This is a genomic window from Streptomyces sp. NPDC050988, assembly GCF_044456225.1.
Lineage (GTDB): Bacteria > Actinomycetota > Actinomycetes > Streptomycetales > Streptomycetaceae > Streptomyces.
Map to the genome: position 1 here is coordinate 57,315 of NZ_JBITFQ010000004.1, position 19,576 is coordinate 76,890.

The 19,576-nt window shown below is 71.2% G+C and carries 18 protein-coding genes; 7 read left to right on the plus strand and 11 right to left on the minus strand.

Going from position 1 to position 19,576, the window contains the following annotated elements; genetic code table 11:
- Positions 1-30: 30 nt before the first annotated feature.
- Positions 31-879 carry a hypothetical protein gene (locus tag ACIBEI_RS11465; RefSeq protein WP_398887509.1) on the plus strand — a complete coding sequence of 283 codons (849 nt, stop codon included), beginning with the start codon at positions 31-33 and terminating at the stop codon, positions 877-879.
- Positions 880-967: 88 nt separating this feature from the next.
- On the opposite strand, the gene ACIBEI_RS11470 is transcribed toward ACIBEI_RS11465, so the two are convergent.
- The 3 genes from ACIBEI_RS11470 to ACIBEI_RS11480 form a co-directional block, all read right to left on the minus strand.
- Positions 968-2,599, minus strand: a complete 1,632-nt coding sequence (locus ACIBEI_RS11470) for a phospho-sugar mutase (protein WP_398887511.1) — start codon at positions 2,597-2,599, stop codon at positions 968-970.
- Positions 2,600-2,845: 246 nt separating this feature from the next.
- Entirely contained in the window at positions 2,846-3,670 is an 825-nt protein-coding gene (locus ACIBEI_RS11475) for a purine-nucleoside phosphorylase (RefSeq protein WP_398887513.1), read from the minus strand.
- A gap of 186 nt (positions 3,671-3,856) precedes the next feature.
- On the minus strand, positions 3,857-4,294 hold the full coding sequence (locus ACIBEI_RS11480) for a gamma-glutamylcyclotransferase (RefSeq protein WP_055615596.1): 438 nt from the start codon (positions 4,292-4,294) through the stop codon (positions 3,857-3,859).
- Between the two features lie 161 nt (positions 4,295-4,455).
- Between ACIBEI_RS11480 and ACIBEI_RS11485 the strand changes: the two genes are divergently transcribed.
- Together ACIBEI_RS11485 and ACIBEI_RS11490 are read left to right on the plus strand one after the other, a co-directional pair.
- Positions 4,456-5,904, plus strand: coding sequence for an NAD(P)H-quinone dehydrogenase (locus tag ACIBEI_RS11485; protein ID WP_398887515.1), 1,449 nt, complete (start codon positions 4,456-4,458; stop codon positions 5,902-5,904).
- 190 nt (positions 5,905-6,094) lie between these two features.
- The gene (locus ACIBEI_RS11490; RefSeq protein ID WP_398887517.1) at positions 6,095-7,063 is read left to right on the plus strand and encodes a DeoR/GlpR family DNA-binding transcription regulator; all 969 of its coding nucleotides are present in this window, start codon (positions 6,095-6,097) and stop codon (positions 7,061-7,063) included.
- Positions 7,064-7,187: 124 nt separating this feature from the next.
- On the opposite strand, the gene ACIBEI_RS11495 is transcribed toward ACIBEI_RS11490, so the two are convergent.
- Both ACIBEI_RS11495 and ACIBEI_RS11500 read right to left on the minus strand, forming a co-directional pair.
- Positions 7,188-7,733: a TetR/AcrR family transcriptional regulator gene (locus ACIBEI_RS11495; RefSeq protein ID WP_398888298.1), complete on the minus strand. Its 546-nt coding sequence runs from the start codon at positions 7,731-7,733 to the stop codon at positions 7,188-7,190.
- Between the two features lie 361 nt (positions 7,734-8,094).
- Positions 8,095-9,867, minus strand: a complete 1,773-nt coding sequence (locus ACIBEI_RS11500) for an acetyl/propionyl/methylcrotonyl-CoA carboxylase subunit alpha (protein ID WP_398887519.1) — start codon at positions 9,865-9,867, stop codon at positions 8,095-8,097.
- Positions 9,868-10,239: 372 nt separating this feature from the next.
- On the opposite strand from ACIBEI_RS11500, the gene ACIBEI_RS11505 reads away from it, so the two are divergent.
- Entirely contained in the window at positions 10,240-10,743 is a 504-nt protein-coding gene (locus tag ACIBEI_RS11505) for a hypothetical protein (protein ID WP_398887520.1), read from the plus strand.
- Between the two features lie 30 nt (positions 10,744-10,773).
- Here ACIBEI_RS11505 and ACIBEI_RS11510 read toward each other — a convergent pair whose 3' ends face one another.
- Both ACIBEI_RS11510 and mmpB read right to left on the minus strand, forming a co-directional pair.
- The gene (locus ACIBEI_RS11510) at positions 10,774-11,394 is read right to left on the minus strand and encodes a Maf family protein (RefSeq protein ID WP_398887522.1); all 621 of its coding nucleotides are present in this window, start codon (positions 11,392-11,394) and stop codon (positions 10,774-10,776) included.
- A 31-nt stretch (positions 11,395-11,425) separates the two neighbouring features.
- The gene (mmpB, locus tag ACIBEI_RS11515) at positions 11,426-11,554 is read right to left on the minus strand and encodes a morphogenic membrane protein MmpB (protein WP_143636837.1); all 129 of its coding nucleotides are present in this window, start codon (positions 11,552-11,554) and stop codon (positions 11,426-11,428) included.
- A 175-nt stretch (positions 11,555-11,729) separates the two neighbouring features.
- Here mmpB and ACIBEI_RS11520 point away from each other — a divergent pair, with 175 nt between their 5' ends.
- Positions 11,730-12,860, plus strand: a complete 1,131-nt coding sequence (locus ACIBEI_RS11520) for an SGNH/GDSL hydrolase family protein (protein ID WP_398887525.1) — start codon at positions 11,730-11,732, stop codon at positions 12,858-12,860.
- A gap of 59 nt (positions 12,861-12,919) precedes the next feature.
- Here the strand turns inward: ACIBEI_RS11520 and ACIBEI_RS11525 are convergent, their stop codons facing one another.
- Positions 12,920-13,126 (minus strand): acyl-CoA carboxylase epsilon subunit, encoded by a 207-nt coding sequence (locus tag ACIBEI_RS11525; RefSeq protein WP_398887527.1) that lies wholly within the window; start codon positions 13,124-13,126, stop codon positions 12,920-12,922.
- Between the two features lie 52 nt (positions 13,127-13,178).
- On the minus strand, positions 13,179-14,777 hold the full coding sequence (locus ACIBEI_RS11530; RefSeq protein WP_398887529.1) for an acyl-CoA carboxylase subunit beta: 1,599 nt from the start codon (positions 14,775-14,777) through the stop codon (positions 13,179-13,181).
- Between the two features lie 177 nt (positions 14,778-14,954).
- On the opposite strand from ACIBEI_RS11530, the gene ACIBEI_RS11535 reads away from it, so the two are divergent.
- Together ACIBEI_RS11535 and ACIBEI_RS11540 are read left to right on the plus strand one after the other, a co-directional pair.
- The gene (locus tag ACIBEI_RS11535; protein ID WP_398887531.1) at positions 14,955-15,875 is read left to right on the plus strand and encodes a biotin--[acetyl-CoA-carboxylase] ligase; all 921 of its coding nucleotides are present in this window, start codon (positions 14,955-14,957) and stop codon (positions 15,873-15,875) included.
- A gap of 225 nt (positions 15,876-16,100) precedes the next feature.
- Positions 16,101-17,585: an adenylate/guanylate cyclase domain-containing protein gene (locus ACIBEI_RS11540; protein WP_398887533.1), complete on the plus strand. Its 1,485-nt coding sequence runs from the start codon at positions 16,101-16,103 to the stop codon at positions 17,583-17,585.
- A gap of 44 nt (positions 17,586-17,629) precedes the next feature.
- On the opposite strand, the gene ACIBEI_RS11545 is transcribed toward ACIBEI_RS11540, so the two are convergent.
- Both ACIBEI_RS11545 and ACIBEI_RS11550 read right to left on the minus strand, forming a co-directional pair.
- On the minus strand, positions 17,630-18,322 hold the full coding sequence (locus ACIBEI_RS11545) for a hypothetical protein (protein ID WP_398887535.1): 693 nt from the start codon (positions 18,320-18,322) through the stop codon (positions 17,630-17,632).
- 335 nt (positions 18,323-18,657) lie between these two features.
- On the minus strand, positions 18,658-19,470 hold the full coding sequence (locus ACIBEI_RS11550) for an enoyl-CoA hydratase/isomerase family protein (RefSeq protein ID WP_398887537.1): 813 nt from the start codon (positions 19,468-19,470) through the stop codon (positions 18,658-18,660).
- Positions 19,471-19,576: the final 106 nt, after the last annotated feature.

Below are 19,576 nucleotides of genomic sequence, written 5' to 3' on the forward strand. Positions count from 1 at the left end.
AAATCCCGTCCCCCACCAAGGGAGTTCACCGTGCACAGACACTTGGCGCGGCTGGTCACCGTTCTCGCCGCTCTGGTCGCGCTGGTCGCCTCGCCCCTCACGTCGGCGTCCCCGGCGAAGGCCGCCGACCAGTGGAACCCGCCCGCGAACCTCGTACAGCCGCTGGGCGAGGTGTGGAACCACGTCTCGACCACCTACCCGGACCTCTACGGCTTCCGCAACTACGGCTGGGACCAGGTCATGGCCAACCGGGGAAGCATCAACTACTGCGTCCGCTGGGAGTCCGACGCCCCGGTCAGCACCGATCTGCGCGACCGGATCCACGCCGCCCTGAAGAAGCAGTTCGGCAAGTGGACGGCTGCCATGCTGGACAACGGCACGGGCCACAACGCCTGGCCGTACACCAGCGTGCCGGTCAACATCGTCGGCTGGGCGGTGAAGAACCGTTCGACCCTCCAGTGGGCCGACAACTCCGTCGACATCTACACCGGCCTCGACAGCGGCGGCGCCCCGCAGTGCGCGCCCGACTGCGGCCGTTTCTTCCACCAGGACGGCAACTACTCCCGCTGTCCGGGTGGCGCGGCCCGCCACTACGACCAGTCCCTCTGGCTCACCAAGGGCTTCCAGGGCGGCGCAGGCGGCGACTGGGGCCAGCGCGTCGGCCAGGAGTACTTCACGGGCGCCCTGTCGCAGGAGAACATCCACATCTACCTGCACGAGGTCGGCCACACCTTCGGCCTCGACGACTTCTACGACTGGACCCCGACCGGCCAGTGCTGCTTCCTCATGAAGGCGGGCAGCGCCGCGCAGATCACGGAGTTCGACAAGTGGATGTTCCGGGACTTCTGGCGCCACTTGAAGAGCCGGTACGGCCTGTGACGCCCGGCCGTTGACAGGGGTGTCCGAGAGCAAGGGTGGTCGACGGGGGTCACGGTGACACGGCCCCCGTCGGGTATCCGTCCGGACCTCAGATGCCCGCGGCCGCCGACAGGTCCCGCTTGATCGTCGTCAGGAGTTCCGTCGCCTTCGCGCGGGCCGCCGGGAGGTTGTCGTGGGTGCCCACCGGGACCACGACCTCCAGGTAGCACTTCAGCTTCGGCTCCGTACCGCTCGGGCGGACGATGACGCGGGCGCCGTCCAGCGTGTAGCGCAGACCGTCGGTGGGCGGGAGCGTGTCCGTGCCCTTCGTCAGGTCCTCGGCCTTCGTGACGGACAGGCCCGCGAGCCGCGTGGGCGGCTGCTCGCGCAGCCGGCGCATCGCGTCCGAGATGAGGGACAGGTCGTCCACGCGGACCGAGAGCTGGTCCGTGGCGTGCAGGCCGTGCTCGACCGCGAGGTCGTCGAGGAGGTCGAGGAGGGTACGGCCCTCGGACTTGAGCCCCGAGGCCAGTTCCGTGATCAGGAGGGCGGCCGTGATGCCGTCCTTGTCCCGTACGCCCTCGGGGTCGACGCAGTAGCCCAGCGCCTCCTCGTAGCCGTACCGCAGGCCCTCCACCCGGGCGATCCACTTGAAGCCCGTCAGTGTCTCCTCGTACGGCAGGCCCGCCTTCTGGGCGATCCGGCCGAGGAGGGAGGACGAGACGATCGACTCCGCGAACGTGCCGCGTGCGCCCCGGCGGACGAGGTGCTCGGCGAGGAGCGCGCCCACCTCGTCGCCGCGCAGCATGCGCCAGGCCCCGCTGTCCTTCACGGCCGCCGCGCAGCGGTCCGCGTCCGGGTCGTTCGCGATGATCAGGTCGGGGTCGGTCTCCCGGGCCTTCGCGAAGGCCAGGTCCATCGCGCCGGGCTCCTCCGGGTTGGGGAAGGCGACGGTCGGGAAGTCCGGGTCGGGGTCGGCCTGTTCGGCGACGAGGACCGGTTCCGGGAAGCCGGCCCGGGCGAACGCCGCCAGGAGGGTCTCCTTGCCGACGCCGTGCATCGCCGTGTAGACCGTGCGGGCCGTACGCGGGGAGCCGGCGGCCAGTACCTCGTCCGTACGGGCCAGGTAGGCGTCCAGGACACTGTCGTCGAGGGTCTCCCAGCCGCTGTCGGGGCGGGGGACGTCGGCCAGGCTCGTGATCGCGGCGATCTCCGCGGCGATCTCGGCGTCCGCCGGGGGCACGATCTGGGAGCCGTCGCCGAGGTAGACCTTGTAGCCGTTGTCGCGCGGGGGGTTGTGGCTGGCCGTCACCTCCACGCCCGCCACCGCACCCAAGTGCCTTATGGCGTACGCGAGTACGGGGGTCGGGAGTGGGCGGGGGAGTACGGCGGCGCGCAGGCCCGCGCCCGTCATGACCGCCGCCGTGTCGCGGGCGAAGTCGGCGGACTTGTGGCGGGCGTCGTAACCGACGACGACGAGGCCGTCGGTTTCGCCCTTCGCCTTGAGGTACGCCGCCAGCCCCGCGGCGGCGCGGATGACGACCGAGCGGTTCATGCGCATCGGGCCGGCGCCGAGTTCGCCGCGCAGGCCGGCTGTGCCGAACTGGAGGGTGCCGCTGAAGCGTGCGGTGAGCTCCGCCGTGTCCTCGGCGTCGATCAGCTTGGCGAGTTCCTCACGGGTTTCCGCGTCGGGGTCCTCGGCCAGCCATGCCTTGGCCCGTGCGGTGAGTCCGTCCTGCACGTCGGGTCAACCTCTCTCTTTGCCTTTTGTCCTGTGGTGCCGCGGGTTTGTCCCGTGCCCTGGGGGCTGCGCCCCCAGACCCCCCTTATCGGCCTGAACGGCCTCGTCCTCAAACGCCGGACGGGCTGAAGGTGTCGGCCCGGGCTGCGGAAAATCCAGCCCCTCCGGCGTTTGAGGAGCGGGGGTTCGGGGGCAGCGCCCCCGAGGCAGGGACGGGAATGGGTAGGGGCGGCGGGGGCGAGAAAACTACAGCCGATCCAGGACCTGGGTCAGCAACGCACCCATGCGGGTGGCGGAGTCGCGGCCCGCCTGGAGGACCTCCTCGTGGTTGAGGGGCTCGCCCGTCATCCCCGCGGCGAGGTTCGTGACCAGCGAGATACCGAGCACCTCCGCCCCCGCCTCACGCGCCGCGATGGCCTCAAGAGTCGTCGACATCCCCACCAGGTCCGCCCCGATGACCCGCGCCATCCGAATCTCCGCGGGCGTCTCATAGTGCGGCCCGGGGAACTGCGCGTACACCCCCTCCTCAAGGGTCCCGTCGATCTCCTTGCACAGCGCGCGCAGCCGCGGCGAGTACAGATCCGTCAGATCGACGAAGTTCGCGCCGACGATCGGCGAGGCCGCCGTCAGGTTGATGTGGTCGCTGATGAGGACCGGCTGCCCGGGCCGCATGCCCTCGCGCAGCCCCCCGCAGCCGTTGGTCAGCACGATCGTCTTGCAGCCGGCGGCCACGGCGGTACGGACGCCGTGCGCGACGGCGGCGACACCGCGGCCCTCGTAGAAGTGGGTGCGGCCCAGGAACACGAGCGCGCGCTTGTCGCCGATCTCGTACGAGCGGACCTTGCCCCCGTGTCCCTCGACCGCCGGCGGCGGGAAGCCGGGCAGCTCGGTGACCTGGAACTCGGCCGCGGGATCGCCGAGGGCGTCCACGGCCGGCGCCCAGCCGGAGCCCATCACGAGGGCGACGTCGTGGGTCTCGGCGCCCGTCAGTTCCCGTACGCGCACGGCGGCGGCGTCGGCGGCGGCGTACGGGTCGCCCTGGATGTCGTCCGGAAGAAGAGATGCGTTCACGCGCACGAGGGTAGCCGGTCCGGGCCTACGCGCGTAGATGGTGATGGTCACGGGATTGCGATCGTTGTCTTGTTGTTTCCGCCGAAGACCGCGAAGACCGCGAAGACCGCGAAGACCGCGAAGACCGAGAAAGCCGCCGACCCGAGGACGGGGACCCGCTCGGGAGCCGAACGTGGGGCCCGTGCGTCAGCAGGGGCGCTTGCGCAGTTCCATCACGTAGTCGTGCGGGGCGCCCGCCGATTCCGCCGCGTCGGCGATCTCGCCGAGGTAGCGGGCCGAGGGGAGCCCTCCCTCGTAGCCGTTGAGGACGTAGACCCACGCGGCCTCCTCGCCCTCCAGCGTGTGGATCCGTACCCGCATCCGCCGGTAGACGTCCAGGCCGACGCCCTCCCAGCGGTCCATGGACTCCTCGTCCGGGGGCGCGATGTCGTACAGGGCGACGAAGACCTGTGAGCGCGGGGCCTCGACGATGGTGGCCAGCGCGCCCTCCCAGCCCATGTGCTCGCCGCCGAAGGTCAGCCGCCAGCCGTTCAGCCATCCCGTGGCGCGCAGCGGCGAGTGCGGAGCGCGGCGCGTCATGAGCCGCGGGTCGAGATTGCCGGCGTACGCGGCGTAGAGCGACATGGATCGAGGGTACGGCAGCGAACGCGTACGCCTCTCCCGTAACCGGAGCACCCGGATTCGGTATCCCGGCCGCCGGGACCCCGTACCCGCACCGCCCGGATCCCGTGATCCTCGCCCCGTCGGCGCCCCCCGGGCGGAAGCACCTTGAAGCGTGCGGGACAATGGAGTACGTGACTCGGATCGTGATCATTGGTGGCGGACCCGGCGGATACGAGGCGGCCCTGGTGGCCGCCCAGCTCGGCGCGGAGGTGACCGTCGTCGACTGCGACGGTCTGGGCGGGGCGTCGGTGCTCACCGACTGCGTCCCGTCGAAGACCCTGATCGCGACGGCGGAGGTGATGACCACCTTCGACTCGTCGTACGAGGAGCTGGGGATCATCGTCGCCGATGACACTCCTCACATCGACACGCCCGCGCGGGTCGTCGGTGTCGACCTCGGGAAGGTCAACCGCCGTGTGAAGCGGCTCGCGCTCGCCCAGTCGCACGACATCACCGCCTCCGTGACGCGAGCGGGGGCCCGGGTGCTCCGGGGCCGCGGGCGGCTCGAAGGCATGCAGGCCCTGGACGGCTCGCGCAAGGTCGTCGTACGGGCCGTGGACGGCAGCGAGGAGACGCTCGTCGCCGACGCCGTGCTCATCGCCACCGGCGGGCACCCCCGCGAGCTGCCCGACGCGCAGCCGGACGGGGAGCGGATCCTCAACTGGACGCAGGTCTACGACCTCGACGAGCTGCCCGAGGAACTCATCGTCGTCGGCTCCGGTGTCACCGGTGCCGAGTTCGCCGGCGCCTACCAGGCCCTCGGCTCGCGCGTCACGCTCGTCTCCAGCCGCGACCGCGTGCTGCCGGGCGAGGACCCGGACGCGGCCGCCGTCCTGGAGGACGTGTTCCGGCGGCGCGGGATGAACGTCATGGCCCGCTCGCGCGCCGCGTCCGCCAAGCGTGTCGGCGACCGCGTCGAGGTGACGCTCGCCGACGGCCGGGTCATCACCGGCTCGCACTGTCTGATGGCCGTCGGCGCCATCCCGAACAGCCACGGCATGGGTCTCGAAGAGGCCGGGGTCAAGGTCCGGGAGTCCGGCCACATCTGGACCGACAAGGTCTCCAGGACCACCGCCCCGGGCGTGTACGCCGCCGGTGACGTGACCGGGATCTTCGCGCTCGCCTCCGTGGCCGCCATGCAGGGCCGGATCGCCATGTACCACTTCCTCGGCGACGCGGTCGCCCCGCTGAACCTCAAGACGGTCTCGTCGAACGTCTTCACCGACCCCGAGATCGCCACCGTCGGCTACTCCCAGGCGGACGTCGACGGCGGCGTCATCGACGCCCGGGTCGTCAAGCTGCCCCTGCTGCGCAACCCGCGCGCCAAGATGCAGGGCATCCGCGACGGCTTCGTCAAGATCTTCTGCCGCCCCGGCACCGGGATCGTCGTCGGCGGTGTGGTCGTCTCGCCGCGCGCCTCGGAACTCATCCACCCGATCTCGCTCGCGGTCGACAACAACCTGACCGTCGAACAGATCGCGAACGCCTTCACCGTGTACCCATCCCTGTCGGGCTCGATCGCCGAGGTGGCCCGGCAGCTGCACACCCGGAAGACCGAGGGCGAATCCTGACGGTGAAAGACGGTTCCCCGCTGGTCACGGGGATCGTCGGCCCTTGGTGACGGTGAGTCGTCGCCCATTCGTACGGCATAGGCGCCGTGATTAGGCCCGTATACCACTTCGTGCCCTGCGGTGCGAACAACTTCTGTTATTCGGCGCAAACTGCTGAAAGCAGACGGTCGTTGGGGTTACTGTCAGTTTCGTGTTCGCTGCAGAACGTCGCCAATTGATCCTCGAAATGGTGCGAGCGAATGGGGCCGTGTCGCTCCGTGAGCTCGCCCGCGTCGTCCAGACCTCCGAAGTGACCGTACGGCGGGACGTGCGCGCACTGGAGGCAGAAGGACTCCTCGACCGCCGGCATGGCGGTGCGGTATTGCCGGGCGGGTTCACGCGGGAGTCCGGCTTTCCGCAGAAATCTCATCTCGCGACCGCCGAGAAGACGGCCATCGCCGATCTCGCCGCAAGTCTCGTCGAAGAGGGCGAGGCCATTGTGGTGGGGGCGGGAACCACGACACAGGAGCTGGCCCGCCGGCTCGCGCGGGTCCCCGGTCTGACCGTCGTCACCAACTCCCTGCTGGTGGCCCAGGCGCTGGCCCACGCCAACCGCGTGGAGGTCGTGATGACCGGCGGCACCCTGCGCGGTTCCAACTACGCCCTGGTCGGCAGCGGGGCCGAGCAGTCCCTCCAGGGGCTGCGGGTCTCCCGGGCCTTCCTGTCGGGGAGCGGACTGACCGCCGAGCGCGGCCTGTCCACCTCCAACATGCTGTCGGCGTCCGTCGACCGCGCGCTGGTGCAGGCGGCCGCCGAGGTCGTCGTCCTCGCCGATCACACCAAGCTCGGCACCGACACGATGTTCCAGACCGTGCCGACCGATGTGATCACCCGGCTCGTCACCGACGAGCCGCCCGCCCACGACGACCGCGCGGGCACCGAACTGCAGGCCCTGGCGGATCAGGGCGTACAGATCGCGGTGGCCGGAGCCGGCGGTGCGGGCGGGGATACGGTCCCGGCGGGGCGTCAGCCGCCACGCCGGGACGTGCCGCTGCCCGGCCCCAGGCGTAGCCAGGTCCCCGGTGGAGGCCCGCAGTTGCGCAGCGCGGCCGCGGTGCTGGGGGAACGGGAACAGCCCCAGAGCGAGCGGGCGCGGGTCGCGGACCTGCGCCGACGCTGACGGGCGGTCGGCCGCCCGGCCCGGATCCTGACGGACGACGGTCCAGTTCGTACGTCGGGAAGCGCGGCCACGGCAGTACGTATGTTCGGTGCCACGGCAGTACGTGTGTTCGGTGTGCGGGGCGTCAGGCCTTGAGGCCCCGCAGGGTCAGTGTCAGCAGGCGGTCGGCCAACTCCGGATCGTCCGGGGTCTCCTCGGCCGCCAGCGCGATGGCGTTGGTCAGCTGGAGCAGGTCGCCGATGGAGACGTCGGAGCGCACGGCGCCCGCCCGCTGCGCCCGGGCGAGCAGGGCGCTGCCCGCCTCGCGCATGGGAGCGCTGCACCGGGCGAGTTCCGAGGCGTCGTCGTGCGAGGCCGCCATGAGCGCCCGTGACAGACCGCGGTACTCACCCGCATGAGTGATGATGGCGCGCAGCCATGCCACGAGCGCCGTGCACGGTTGCGGGTCGTCCAGTAGTTCGCGCGAGAGGTCCAGGAGATCGCTCACCGCGTCCGAGAAGACCGAACTCAGGAGCGCGTGGCGGTTCGGGAAGTGCCGGTAGAGCGTGCCGATGCCCACTCCGGCCCTTCTGGCCACGTCCTCCAGGGAGGCGTCCGCGCCGAACTCGGCGAACGTGGTCCGCGCCTCGGAGACCAGCCGGTCGTGGTTGCGGCGTGCGTCGGCTCGCATGCGGGTGCCTGGCGGCGGCTTGGCCATGTGATTCACCCTCGCCTCTCTGTGAGCGCGGGCCGGGATGTGGTTGCCCGAAGCCCTACTCGTCTGCCCGATTGCTGTTGTTCCGGGGCTGCGGATTGTGTGGCTGGTCGCGCAGTTCCCCGCGCCCCTTGAAAGGCCGAGGCGCCCGGCAGACAGGCTAAGCCTGTCTGCCGGGCGCCTCGGCCTTCGGAACCCACGTCGACCCGCAGTATGCGAACCGGCCGCCGGCCCCAAGGGGCGCGGGGAACTGCGCGACCAGCCCCCACCGGGCTCGCAGACCGAACATAGGCGAACCACCCGCCCCCTGACGCGACTCAGGAGCCGAGGAGGTGGGTCAGTCCTTGATCTCGCAGATTACGGCGCCGGAGGTGACGGAGGCGCCGACCTCGGCGGTGAGGGCCTTGACGGTGCCGGAGCGGTGGGCGTTGAGGGGTTGTTCCATCTTCATGGCTTCCAGGACGACGACGAGGTCGCCCTCCTTGACTTCCTGGCCCTCCTCGACGGCGACTTTGACGATGGTGCCCTGCATGGGGGAGGCGAGGGTGTCGCCGGAGGCGGCCGGGCCGGACTTCTTGGCCGCGCGGCGTTTGGGCTTGGCCCCGGCCGCGAGGCCGGTACGGGCCAGGGACATGCCCAGGGAGACCGGCAGGGAGACTTCCAGGCGCTTGCCGCCGACCTCGACGACGACCGTCTCGCGGCCCGGCTCGTCCTCCACCTCGGTGTCGGTGGGGGCCGCGAAGGGCTTGATGTCGTTGACGAACTGGGTCTCGATCCAGCGGGTGTGGACCGTGAACGGGTCGCTGGAGCCGGTCAGTTCGGGGGCGAACGCCGGGTCCTCGACCACCGCGCGGTGGAAGGGGATGGCGGTGGCCATGCCCTCGACGTTGAACTCCGCCAGCGCGCGGGCGGCCCGCTGCAGGGCCTGCTCGCGGGTGGCGCCGGTGACGATCAGTTTGGCGAGCAGGGAGTCCCAGGCCGGGCCGATGACACTGCCGCTCTCCACGCCCGCGTCCAGCCGCACACCCGGACCCGACGGCGGGGCGAACACCGTCACCGTGCCGGGGGCGGGCAGGAAGTTGCGGCCGGGGTCCTCGCCGTTGATGCGGAACTCGAAGGAGTGGCCGCGCAGTTGCGGGTCGCCGTAGCCGAGCTCCTCGCCGTCGGCGATGCGGAACATCTCGCGGACCAGGTCGATACCGGCGACTTCCTCGGTGACCGGGTGCTCCACCTGCAGACGGGTGTTGACCTCCAGGAAGGAGATCGTGCCGTCGGTGCCGACCAGGAACTCCACGGTGCCCGCGCCGATGTAGCCGGCTTCCTTGAGGATGGCCTTGGAGGCGGCGTACAGCTGGTCGTTCTGCTCGGGGGAGAGGAATGGGGCCGGGGCCTCCTCGACCAGCTTCTGGTGCCGGCGCTGCAGCGAGCAGTCACGCGTCGACACGACGACCACGTTGCCGTGGCTGTCGGCCAGGCACTGGGTCTCCACGTGGCGGGGCTGGTCGAGGTAGCGCTCCACGAAGCACTCACCGCGCCCGAAGGCAGCGACGGCCTCGCGGACGGCCGAGTCGTACAGCTCGGGGACCTCTTCCAGGGTGCGGGCGACCTTCAGGCCGCGGCCGCCGCCGCCGAAGGCGGCCTTGATGGCGATCGGCAGGCCGTGCTGCTCTGCGAAGGCCACGACCTCGTCCGAGCCCGAGACCGGGTCGGGCGTGCCGGCGACCAGCGGGGCGCCGGCGCGCTGGGCGATGTGCCGGGCGGCGACCTTGTCACCCAGGTCGCGGATGGCCTGCGGGGGCGGGCCGATCCAGATCAGCTGGGCGTCCAGGACGGCCTGGGCGAAGTCGGCGTTCTCGGAGAGGAAGCCGTAGCCGGGGTGGATGGCGTCCGCGCCGGAGTCCTTGGCGGCCTGCAGCACCTTGGTGATGTCGAGGTAGCTGGTCGCGGGGGTGTCACCGCCCAGCGCGAACGCCTCGTCGGCGGCCCGCACATGCAGTGCGTCCCGGTCCGGCTCGGCGTACACCGCCACGCTCGCGATACCGGCGTCTCGGCACGCCCGGGCGACACGAACAGCGATTTCGCCACGGTTGGCGATCAACACCTTGCGCACGTTGGCTCCCTCTCCTTGAAACAAGCCGAGTTTAGGGACTGCCGACACGACGTATCGACCCGTCCCCGGTGGTGAGCTTGCCCACACGGAGCGTGATACGAGGCCTGCTCGCCCGCGAAATCCCTTGTCGCACCGCGGTACGCAGGGGGCTTCCCAAGAACCCTAGCCCTCCGATGTGGCCAAGGTCTCTGTGCGAGCGTGCTGCGCCCCACTCCGTTTCTTTGTGGAGTCCCTACGAATGGCCCAACGAAACTTTGCCCTCTGTAGATCCCTTGTCCCGCGGTTTACCCGTTAGTAGCGTGCAGGCTGTCTCGAACGTACTTGAGGTAACAGCAGTTTGGTCGGGCGGCAGTCGGAAGTGGGTGGGGACCGGTGGTGCGCAGACCGGTGGCATGGGTGACCGCGATCGTGCTCTTCGCGGAGGCGATGGGCATCGCGTTGGTCAACTGGTTCATGGGGATCGTCGTAGACCGGCAGGACATGTCCCTGGCGGGGCTCGACTCCGACGTGATGTCCACGTCCTCGAAGGTCGCCGGCCTGCTCTTCGGCCTCTACTTCGCGCTCTGCGGCGTCGTCGCGCTGCGCGTGGCCCTGCGCGACCGCGCCCCCGCCGGGGTCGGCCGCATCCTGCTGTTCAGCGCCGCGGTGGTGCACGCCCTGCTCGGCGCGTTCACGGTGGGCCTGGTGGGCTGGGGCGCGTTCGCCTTCATGATGGTCGTGCTGGGACTGATCGTGCTCATCTTCATGACGTACGACCGTCGCGAGGGCGTCGTCTCCGACGCGGGGCCGGACGACGCCAAGCCGGACGGTGGTGCGACGGGCGGGAGCAACGGCGGGACGCCGGTCATCCCGCCTCCGGCGCCCTCGGCTTCCTGACCGCTCGTCACGCCCGGCTCGCCCCGCGCGTCACTTCTCGCGCGGGGTCCACAACTCCGTGATGTCGACGCCCAGTTCGGCCAGCAGGCGGCGCACCAATGGCAGCGAGATCCCGATGACGTTGCCGTGGTCGCCGTCGATGCCGTCGATGAACGGGGCCGAGCGGCCGTCGAGCGTGAACGCCCCGGCGACGTGGAGGGGCTCGCCCGAGGCGACGTACGCGGCGATCTCCGCGTCGCTCGGCTCGCCGAAGCGGACCACGGTGGAGGCGACCCCCGAGGTGTGGCGCCCTGCCGTCGTGTCCCATACGCAGTGCCCGGTCTGGAGTGTGCCCGCGCGGCCGCGCATGGCCTTCCAGCGCGCGGTCGCCTCCTCGGCGTCGGCGGGCTTGCCGAGCGCCTCGCCGTCCAGGTCGAGCACCGAGTCGCAGCCGATCACCAGGGCGCCCATGACCTCCGGCTTCGCCGCCACCACGGACGCCTTCGCCTCGGCCAGCGCGAGTGCCAGTTCGGCGGGGGTCGGGGCGGTCACGGCGTCCTCGTCGACCCCGCTGACGATGACCTCGGGGGCGAGTCCGGCCTGGCGCAGCAGTCCGAGCCGGGCGGGGGACTGGGAGGCGAGGACGAGTCGGCGGCGTGGCTGATCAGTCATGCGGCCAGGGTATCGGCGGGGCCGGGGCGGCTCACATCACGCCGAGCACGATCATCGCGAGCACCGCGGCCAGCGCCAGGAGAACGCCCAGCCGCCGCAACATGTCCTGCATGTCACGCAGTTCCTTCGGCGGCTCGTTCTCCGGGTCGGACCACAGCATGTCAACGATCGTGACTCCGGCGCGGGCGCGGGCGCCTGAGTACGCGTACTCATTTTGACTAAAAGGGCCTGGGGTTCCATTAGGGCTTGCCCGCCTGCTACCGTTCCGGGCATCACTAAAGGGACTCCGATTCCATTAGAGAACGGGGTCTTGATCGTCCCAGGGAGGATGTGCCGTGTTCACCACCGCCTGGACCGCCTCGCCCCAGCTGCCCAGCACGGGCTTCACGCCCAACTGGTCGCAGGAGGGCTTCTGGCGGCAGTCCCTGCGTCAGGTCGTCCGCCTCACCGCGGGCGGCGACCGGATCCGTATCCGCCTGACGAACGTGTACGGGACCTCGCCGCTCCGGATCGCGGGCGCGACCGTCGCCCGTACGGCCCGCGGAGCCGCCGTGCGGCCGGACTCGGTCCGGCGGCTCACCTTCGCGGGGTCCGCCTCCGTCGAAGTGTCGGCGCGCGGGGAGATCATCGGTGATGCGGCCGAACTCGCCCTGGAATCAGGCGAGTCGGTGACGGTCACCCTCCATCTGGACGCCGTCACCGGGCCCGCCACCTTCCACGCGCAGGCCTTCACCACCAGCTACCGGGGCGCGGGAGACCTCCTGGAGGACACCCGGGGCGAGGCCTTCGACGAGGTCAGCGAGTCCTGGTACTTCCTGTCCGGCGTCGACGTCTCGGCGGGGCGCACGGACGCCGTGGCGTTGTTCGGCGACTCGATCACCGACGGGTTCGGGTCCACGCCCGGTGCGAACCGGCGCTGGTCCGACGCCCTCGCCGAGCGCACGGGGCGGCCCGTGCTCAACGCGGGCATCGGCGGGAACCTGCTGCTCAACGACTCGGCCTGGTACGGGGAGAAGGGCGTCCGGCGGGTGGAGCGGGACGTGTTCGCGCTCGCGGGCGTCGACACGCTCGTCGTTCTGCTGGGGCTCAACGACATCGGCTTCAGCGAGACGGACGAGCAGCCGACGTATCGGCCCGCGCCGCTCGTGGAGGTGGGCGAACTCGTCGAGGGGCACCGGGAGTTGATACGGCTCGCACGGGCCCGTGGGGTGCGGGCCGTCGGTGCGACCCTGCTTCCCTTCGGCGGGTCCGATCACTGGGGGGAGCGGGCGGCGAAGGTGAGTCATGAGGTGAACGAGTGGATTCGTTGCTCGGGGGAGTACGACGCGGTTGTCGATCTCCACCGGGTTCTGGGCGATTCCGCCTCGCCGGATGTGCTGTGTGGGGCGTACGACTTCGGCGATCACCTGCACCCGAATGATGTCGGGTACGAGGTGATGGCCGAAGCCGTTGCTCGTGTTCTTTGACTGCGGGTGCGTTGTGGCTGGTCGCGCAGTTCCCCGCGCCCCTTTAGGGGCGCTGCCCTCTAACCCGGCCAGAAGGTGCGGGCCCATGTTCGTGGGCCCGGCTGGGGTAGGCGCCTCTGGGCCACCCGGGACGGGTCGGACCAGGCCGGCCGGTCCTGGGGTGCGCCGGGCGGGGATGCTGCCGCCGCCGCGGCGCGGGCCTGGACCACCGCCAGTGCGGCGGCCAGCTCCTCGGGGGTCGGGTTGCCCCTTACGACCTTGATCATGAACGTTCCCGCTCTCGACTCGTCTGCTCTCGACCGGCGTCCTACAGGCGTCCTACAGGGGGATGTTGCCGTGCTTCTTCGGCGGCAGGGACTCCCGCTTCGTACGCAGCGAGCGCAGGCCGCGTACGACGTGGGAGCGGGTGTCGGACGGCAGGATCACGCCGTCGATGTAGCCGCGCTCGGCCGCCGTGTAGGGGTTGAGGAGCGTGTCCTCGTACTCCTGGATCAGACGGGCCCGGGTGGCCTCCTGCTCGTCGGCGGGGGCCGCGGCGATCGTGCGGCGGTGCAGGATGTTCACCGCGCCCTGCGCACCCATCACGGCGATCTGGGCGGTCGGCCAGGCCAGGTTGAGGTCGGCGCCCAGGTGCTTGGAGCCCATGACGTCGTACGCGCCGCCGAAGGCCTTGCGGGTGATCACCGTGATGAGGGGGACCGTTGCCTCCGCGTAGGCGTAGATCAGCTTCGCGCCTCTGCGGATGATGCCCGTGTGCTCCTGGTCGACGCCGGGGAGGAAGCCGGGGACGTCCACGAACGTGATGACGGGGACGTTGAATGCGTCGCAGGTGCGGACGAAGCGTGCCGCCTTCTCGCTCGCGTCGATGTCGAGGCAGCCCGCGAACTGCATCGGCTGGTTGGCGACGATGCCCACCGGGTGGCCCTCGACCCGGCCGAAGCCGGTGAGGATGTTCGGCGCGAACAGCGGCTGGGTCTCGAAGAACTCGGCGTCGTCCAGGACGTGTTCGATCACCGTGTGCATGTCGTACGGCTGGTTCGCGCTGTCCGGGATCAGCGTGTCCAGCTCGCGGTCCTCGTCCGTCAGGGCCAGGTCCGCCTCCTCCGGGAAGGCGGGCGGCTCGCTGAGGTTGTTCGACGGGAGGTAGGACAGCAGCGACTTGACGTACTCGATCGCGTCCTTCTCGTCGCCCGCCATGTGATGGGCCACGCCCGACACCGCGTTGTGCGTGCGCGCGCCGCCCAGCTCCTCGAAGCCGACGTCCTCGCCGGTGACCGTCTTGATGACGTCCGGGCCGGTGATGAACATGTGCGAGGTCTGGTCGACCATCACCGTGAAGTCGGTGATCGCGGGGGAGTAGACCGCGCCGCCCGCGCACGGGCCGACGACCAGGCTGATCTGCGGGATGACACCCGAGGCGTGGGTGTTGCGGCGGAAGATCTCGCCGTACATGCCGAGCGCCGAGACGCCCTCCTGGATGCGGGCGCCGCCCGAGTCGTTGATGCCGATGACCGGACAGCCGGTCTTCAGCGCGAAGTCCATCACCTTCATGATCTTCTGGCCGTAGACCTCGCCGAGCGCGCCGCCGAAGACCGTGAAGTCCTGGGAGAACACGGCGACCGGGCGCCCGTCCACCGTGCCGTAGCCCGTCACGACCCCGTCGCCGTACGGGCGGTTGTTCTCCAGGCCGAAGTCCGTCGAGCGGTGCTGCGCGAACTCGTCGAACTCCACGAAGGAGCCCTCGTCCAGCAGCAGCTCGATCCGCTCACGAGCCGTCAACTTGCCCTTGGCGTGCTGCTTTTCGACGGCACGTGCCGAGCCGGCGTGCGTCGCCTCGTCGATGCGGCGCCGCAGATCCGCGAGCTTGCCCGCGGTGGTGTGGATGTCGATCTCATGCTGCTGTTCCGGCTCGGACATCGGGATGCGGCTCCCTGCGTGCTCAGTGGGGACGTGAGGGTGAGGTGACACGAGGTGTTTCGGACGTGCTGAACGCTGCTGGGTGGTGCTCAGCAGGGGGGTTGGCTACTCATCCGTAGCGTAGTGGCGTGCCTACGGTTCAGCAGTGCGGCGTTTACCACACCTAGGGTGGGTTGCATGACGCCGCGAGACGACTCAGACGCGAACAGCAATCGGTGGTCCGACCTGGACCGTCCCCCGCTCAACGCCGTGGCCCTGCGCCGCGCGCTCGTGCGCAACGGGGGGCACGAGGGGCTCTGGTGCGATGTCGACGTGGTGCAGCGCACCGGCTCCACCAACTCCGACCTCGTCGCCCTCGCCACGGACGGCAAGGCCGAGGAGGGCACGGTCCTCGTCGCCGAGGAGCAGGACGCCGGGCGCGGGCGTCTGGACCGGCAGTGGACGGCACCTCCGCGCTCGGGCCTATTCTTCTCCGTCCTGCTGAAACCGACCGGGGTGCCGGTCGAGCGCTGGGGCTGGCTGCCGCTGCTCGCCGGGGTCGCGACCGCCACCGCGCTGTCCCGGGCCGCCGGGGTCGACACGGCACTCAAGTGGCCCAACGACCTGCTGGTCACGGTGGACGGCCGGGAACGCAAGACCGGCGGCATCCTCGCCGAGCGTGCCGGGCCCGACGCGGTCGTCGTCGGCATCGGCATCAACGTCACGCTCCGCGAGGACGAGCTGCCCGTGCCGGGCGCGGGTTCGCTGGTCCTCGCGGGAGCGACGACCACGGACCGTGACACGATCCTGCGGGCCGTGCTCCGGTCCCTCGGCCAGTGGTACGAGAAGTGGCGCAGCGTGGGCGGCGACCCGGCCAGGTCCGGCCTCCAGGACACGTACGCCGCCGGCTGCGCCACGCTCGGGCGGGTCGTACGGGCCGAACTGCCCGGCGACAAGTCGATCACCGGGGAGGCGGTGGCGGTGGACGGCGACGGACGGCTGGTCCTGGCCACGGCGGAGGGCGTGCAGCAGCCCGTGGGGGCGGGGGACATCGTGCATCTGCGGCCGGCGGGGGACACGGGCGACACGGGAGACGCGGGGGCCCCGGGAGACCGGTGACGGACGTGCCCACAGGGGCGTGCGGGACACTTCGTGCCTGTCGTGCCTGGTGGTGAGCAAGGGGCGCGTACGGGCCGTACGAGTGGGGGCGGGCCGCCGGACCTACGCGGGAGGAGTGGGCCTCGGGCCGTCCGGCCTCGGCGGTCGGGAGTGAGCCAGAGCACACCTGCCGTAGAGTTGAGGCCGGTCGATACCTGACCGCGGCAGATCGGAAGGGCAGCAGGCGTGACCGTCGACGACACGGGCTCCGGCACGGGTGACACCGCCTCCGACGGTGAGCCGGGGCGTACCACCGGGTCTGTCGCCGGCACGGCGGCCGCACGCATCGATCGGGCCGAGGCGCACGCGCGGGTGGAGGAACAGAACCGAGTGGACGCGCAGGACGGCCGAACGGACCGGGCGGAGACGCCGGACCGGACGGAGACACCGGACGGGACGACGGGTGCGCCCGAGGCGTCGGATCAGGCGGAACAGACGGATCGGGCAGATCAGGCGGCTCAGGCGCCTCAGGCGGAGGCGTCGGGCGGGACCTCGGCCGCGGGCCGGGCGGAGAGCTCGGACCGGACGCAGACCTCGGGCCGGCCGGACGGTGGCGGCCGAAGTGAGGCCCCGGGCCGGGGTGAGGGGTCGGACCGTGCGGATGCGCAGGCCGCCGCCTCCGAGGAGGATCCGCTGGCCCTGCGTCTCGAACAGCTCATCCTCGGTGCCGAGCGCCGCTACACCCCCTTCCAGGCCGCCCGCAGCGCGGGCGTCTCCGTGGAGCTGGCCACCCGTTTCTGGCGGGCCATGGGCTTCGCGGACATCGGCCAGGCCAAGGCCCTCACGGAGGCCGACGTACTGGCTCTGCGCCGGCTCTCCGGTCTGGTCGAGGCGGGGCTGCTGAGCGAGGCGATGGCGGTCCAGGTCGCCCGTTCGACCGGGCAGACCACCGCGCGGCTGGCCGAGTGGCAGATCGACTCCTTCCTGGAGGGCCTGACCGAGCCCCCGGAACCGGGCATGACACGTACCGAGGTCACGTACCCCCTCGTCGAGCTGCTCCTGCCCGAGCTGGAGGAGTTCCTCGTCTACGTCTGGCGGCGCCAGCTCGCCGCCGCGACCGGCCGTGTCGTGCAGGCCGCGGACGACGAGGAGATGGTCGACCGGCGGCTCGCCGTCGGCTTCGCCGACCTCGTCGGCTTCACACGGCTGACCCGGCGCATGGAGGAGGAGGAACTCGGCGAACTCGTCGAGGCCTTCGAGACCACCGCGGCGGACCTGGTGGCCGCGCACGGCGGGCGCCTGATCAAGACCCTGGGCGACGAGGTGCTGTACGCGGCCGACGACGCGGGCCTCGCCGCCGAGATCGCGCTCCGCCTGATCGAGACCATGGCAGGCGACGAGACGATGCCCGAGCTGCGCGTCGGTATCGCCTTCGGCACGGTCACCACGCGGATGGGCGATGTCTTCGGTACGACCGTCAACCTCGCGTCCCGGCTGACCTCGATAGCTCCGAAGGACGCCGTCCTGGTCGACGGGGCGTTCGCCGAGGAACTCACCCGGACCGGCGACGCGCCCGCCTCCGAGGCCGCTGCCGCCGACGAGGCCGCCGCCGCGGAGAAGGAGGGCGAGGAGCCGCCGTCGTACCGCTTCGCGCTCCAGCCGATGTGGCAGCGGGCGGTGCGGGGGCTGGGCGTGGTCGAGCCGTGGCAGCTCAGGCGTCGCAGTAACTAGCGGTTGTCCGGTCTTTCCCCCTTCCCCCCTTTCCCCGCTTGTCGCTACCTGTCGAGGCAGAAGCCCACGATGGGTACGCACAGGCCTGTGCCCGGGCGGGCGGGGTTCTGCGGTGCACCGGGGGATGTGGGGGTCGGCGCGGGGGCCGAGGGTGTGGCGGCGGGGGGTCGGGACGCTGCTGGTTGCCGGTCCGCCCGGGCGGGTGGGGTGGCGTTGATGGGGAGGGCGTCCTGGAGGGCGCCGGAGGGGTTGGGGCCTGCCGGTCCTGGGATTCCGGTCCGTCCTGTGGCTCCGCCCTGCGCGCCCGGAGGGGACGCTTCGTTCGGCCGGTAGGACTCGTTGGTCCTGCTCAGCCCGCCCGGCGCGTCCAGCCCGTTACGTTCGGAAGTCGACGTGGATCCCGAGGGTTCCGAGGCGGCCGTGGCCGAGGGGGACGCGCCTGTGGTGGGTGGTGCGGCCACGGGTACCGCCCCCGCGTCGTCCTGAGCCGGGCTGTCCGTCGAACTGGCCGCGCTGGGGTCGATGTCCGTGGCCTCCACGCCGGTCTCTCCGCCGGTGGGCTGGGGTGCCATGCGCAGGAGGCTCAGGGCTCCTGCGGCCAGGGCGAGGCCGCCCACCGCGAAGAGGATGCGGTGGGGGCGGGGTTTGCGGTGGCGTCCTCGGGGGCGGGCGAGGACCTGTTCCGGTGGTGTCGTCTCCGGCGTGACCGGTGCTGGCTTCGTCGCCGTGTGCGGCATGCGGTTCCCCTCCCCGATGCGAGGGCGCTCCCCGGCGCGCTGTCGCGGTGCGCAGGTTATGCGCGTGCTGGGGTGGTTGGGGGCGGATCGGGTGCCCCATCACCCGAACGGGGTTTCTTCGCCCCCGCCGCCCCTACCCATTCCCGTCCCTTACTCGGGGGCTTCGCCCCCGAACCCCCGCAAAAGATTGCGCAGTTCCCCGCGCCCCTTAGGTTTTTAGGGGCGCGGGGAACTGCGCGATCAGCCCCCACCGGCCCGCACCCGAAATCGCACCCCACGGGGTCTGGGGCGGAGCCCCCAGGGATGGGACGGGTAGGGGCGGCGGGGGCGAGGAACTACTCGCCGGGCCACTCCGGGCGGCGCTTCTCGTTGAAGGCCGCCACCCCCTCCGCCCGGTCGCCCGAGAAGGCGACCGAGCGCCACGCGGCGTCCTCGATCTCCAGACCGGCGCGGAGATCGAGCCCGTGCCCGAGCCGAAGCGCCCGCTTGGCGGCCCGCAGCCCGACGGGCGAGTTGACGGCGATACGGCCGGCCACGGCCAACCCCTCCGCTCGGTCCTCGCCCACGGCAACCAGTACGTCGATCAGCCCAAGGTCGGCCGCCTCCGCCGCCTCCACCCGCCGCGCCGAGAAGATCAGCTCCGCCGCCCGCGCCGCACCCACCCGCCGCGGCAGCAGCTGCGTACCCCCGCCCCCGGGAATGACCCCGACGGACACCTCGGGCAGCCCCACCACGGCCGTACCGTCCGCCACGATCAGATCGCAGGCCAGGGCCAGCTCGAAACCGCCGCCCAGCGCGAACCCGTGCACGGCGGCGACGGTGGGCATCGGCAGCTCCAGCACGCCGGTGTACGCGGCACGCGCGAGGGGACGCTGACGGACCAGCTCGGCGTCCGTGAGGGAGTTGCGCTCCTTGAGGTCGGCGCCGACGCAGAAGGCCCGCTCGTGGGTGGAGGTGAGGACGACCGCCCGGACGTCCCGGTCCGCGGCCAGCGCCTCGCACGCGGCTGCGATGGAGCGGGCCATGTCCGTCGACACGGCGTTCATGGCCTTGGGCCGGTCCAGGACGAGCTCGGCGACGTACGACGACGTATGGCGTCGCACCACGACGTACTCCCCGAACCGCTGCTCCGCGCCTTGCTCGGACATCAGACCCTCCCGGTTCACGGTTCATTATGTTAACGGCGGTTAACTGCCGCGCCCCGATCATTCCAGCCGTCCGCCGCCGGGGAAAGCCCCGCTCCGGACCCCTGTT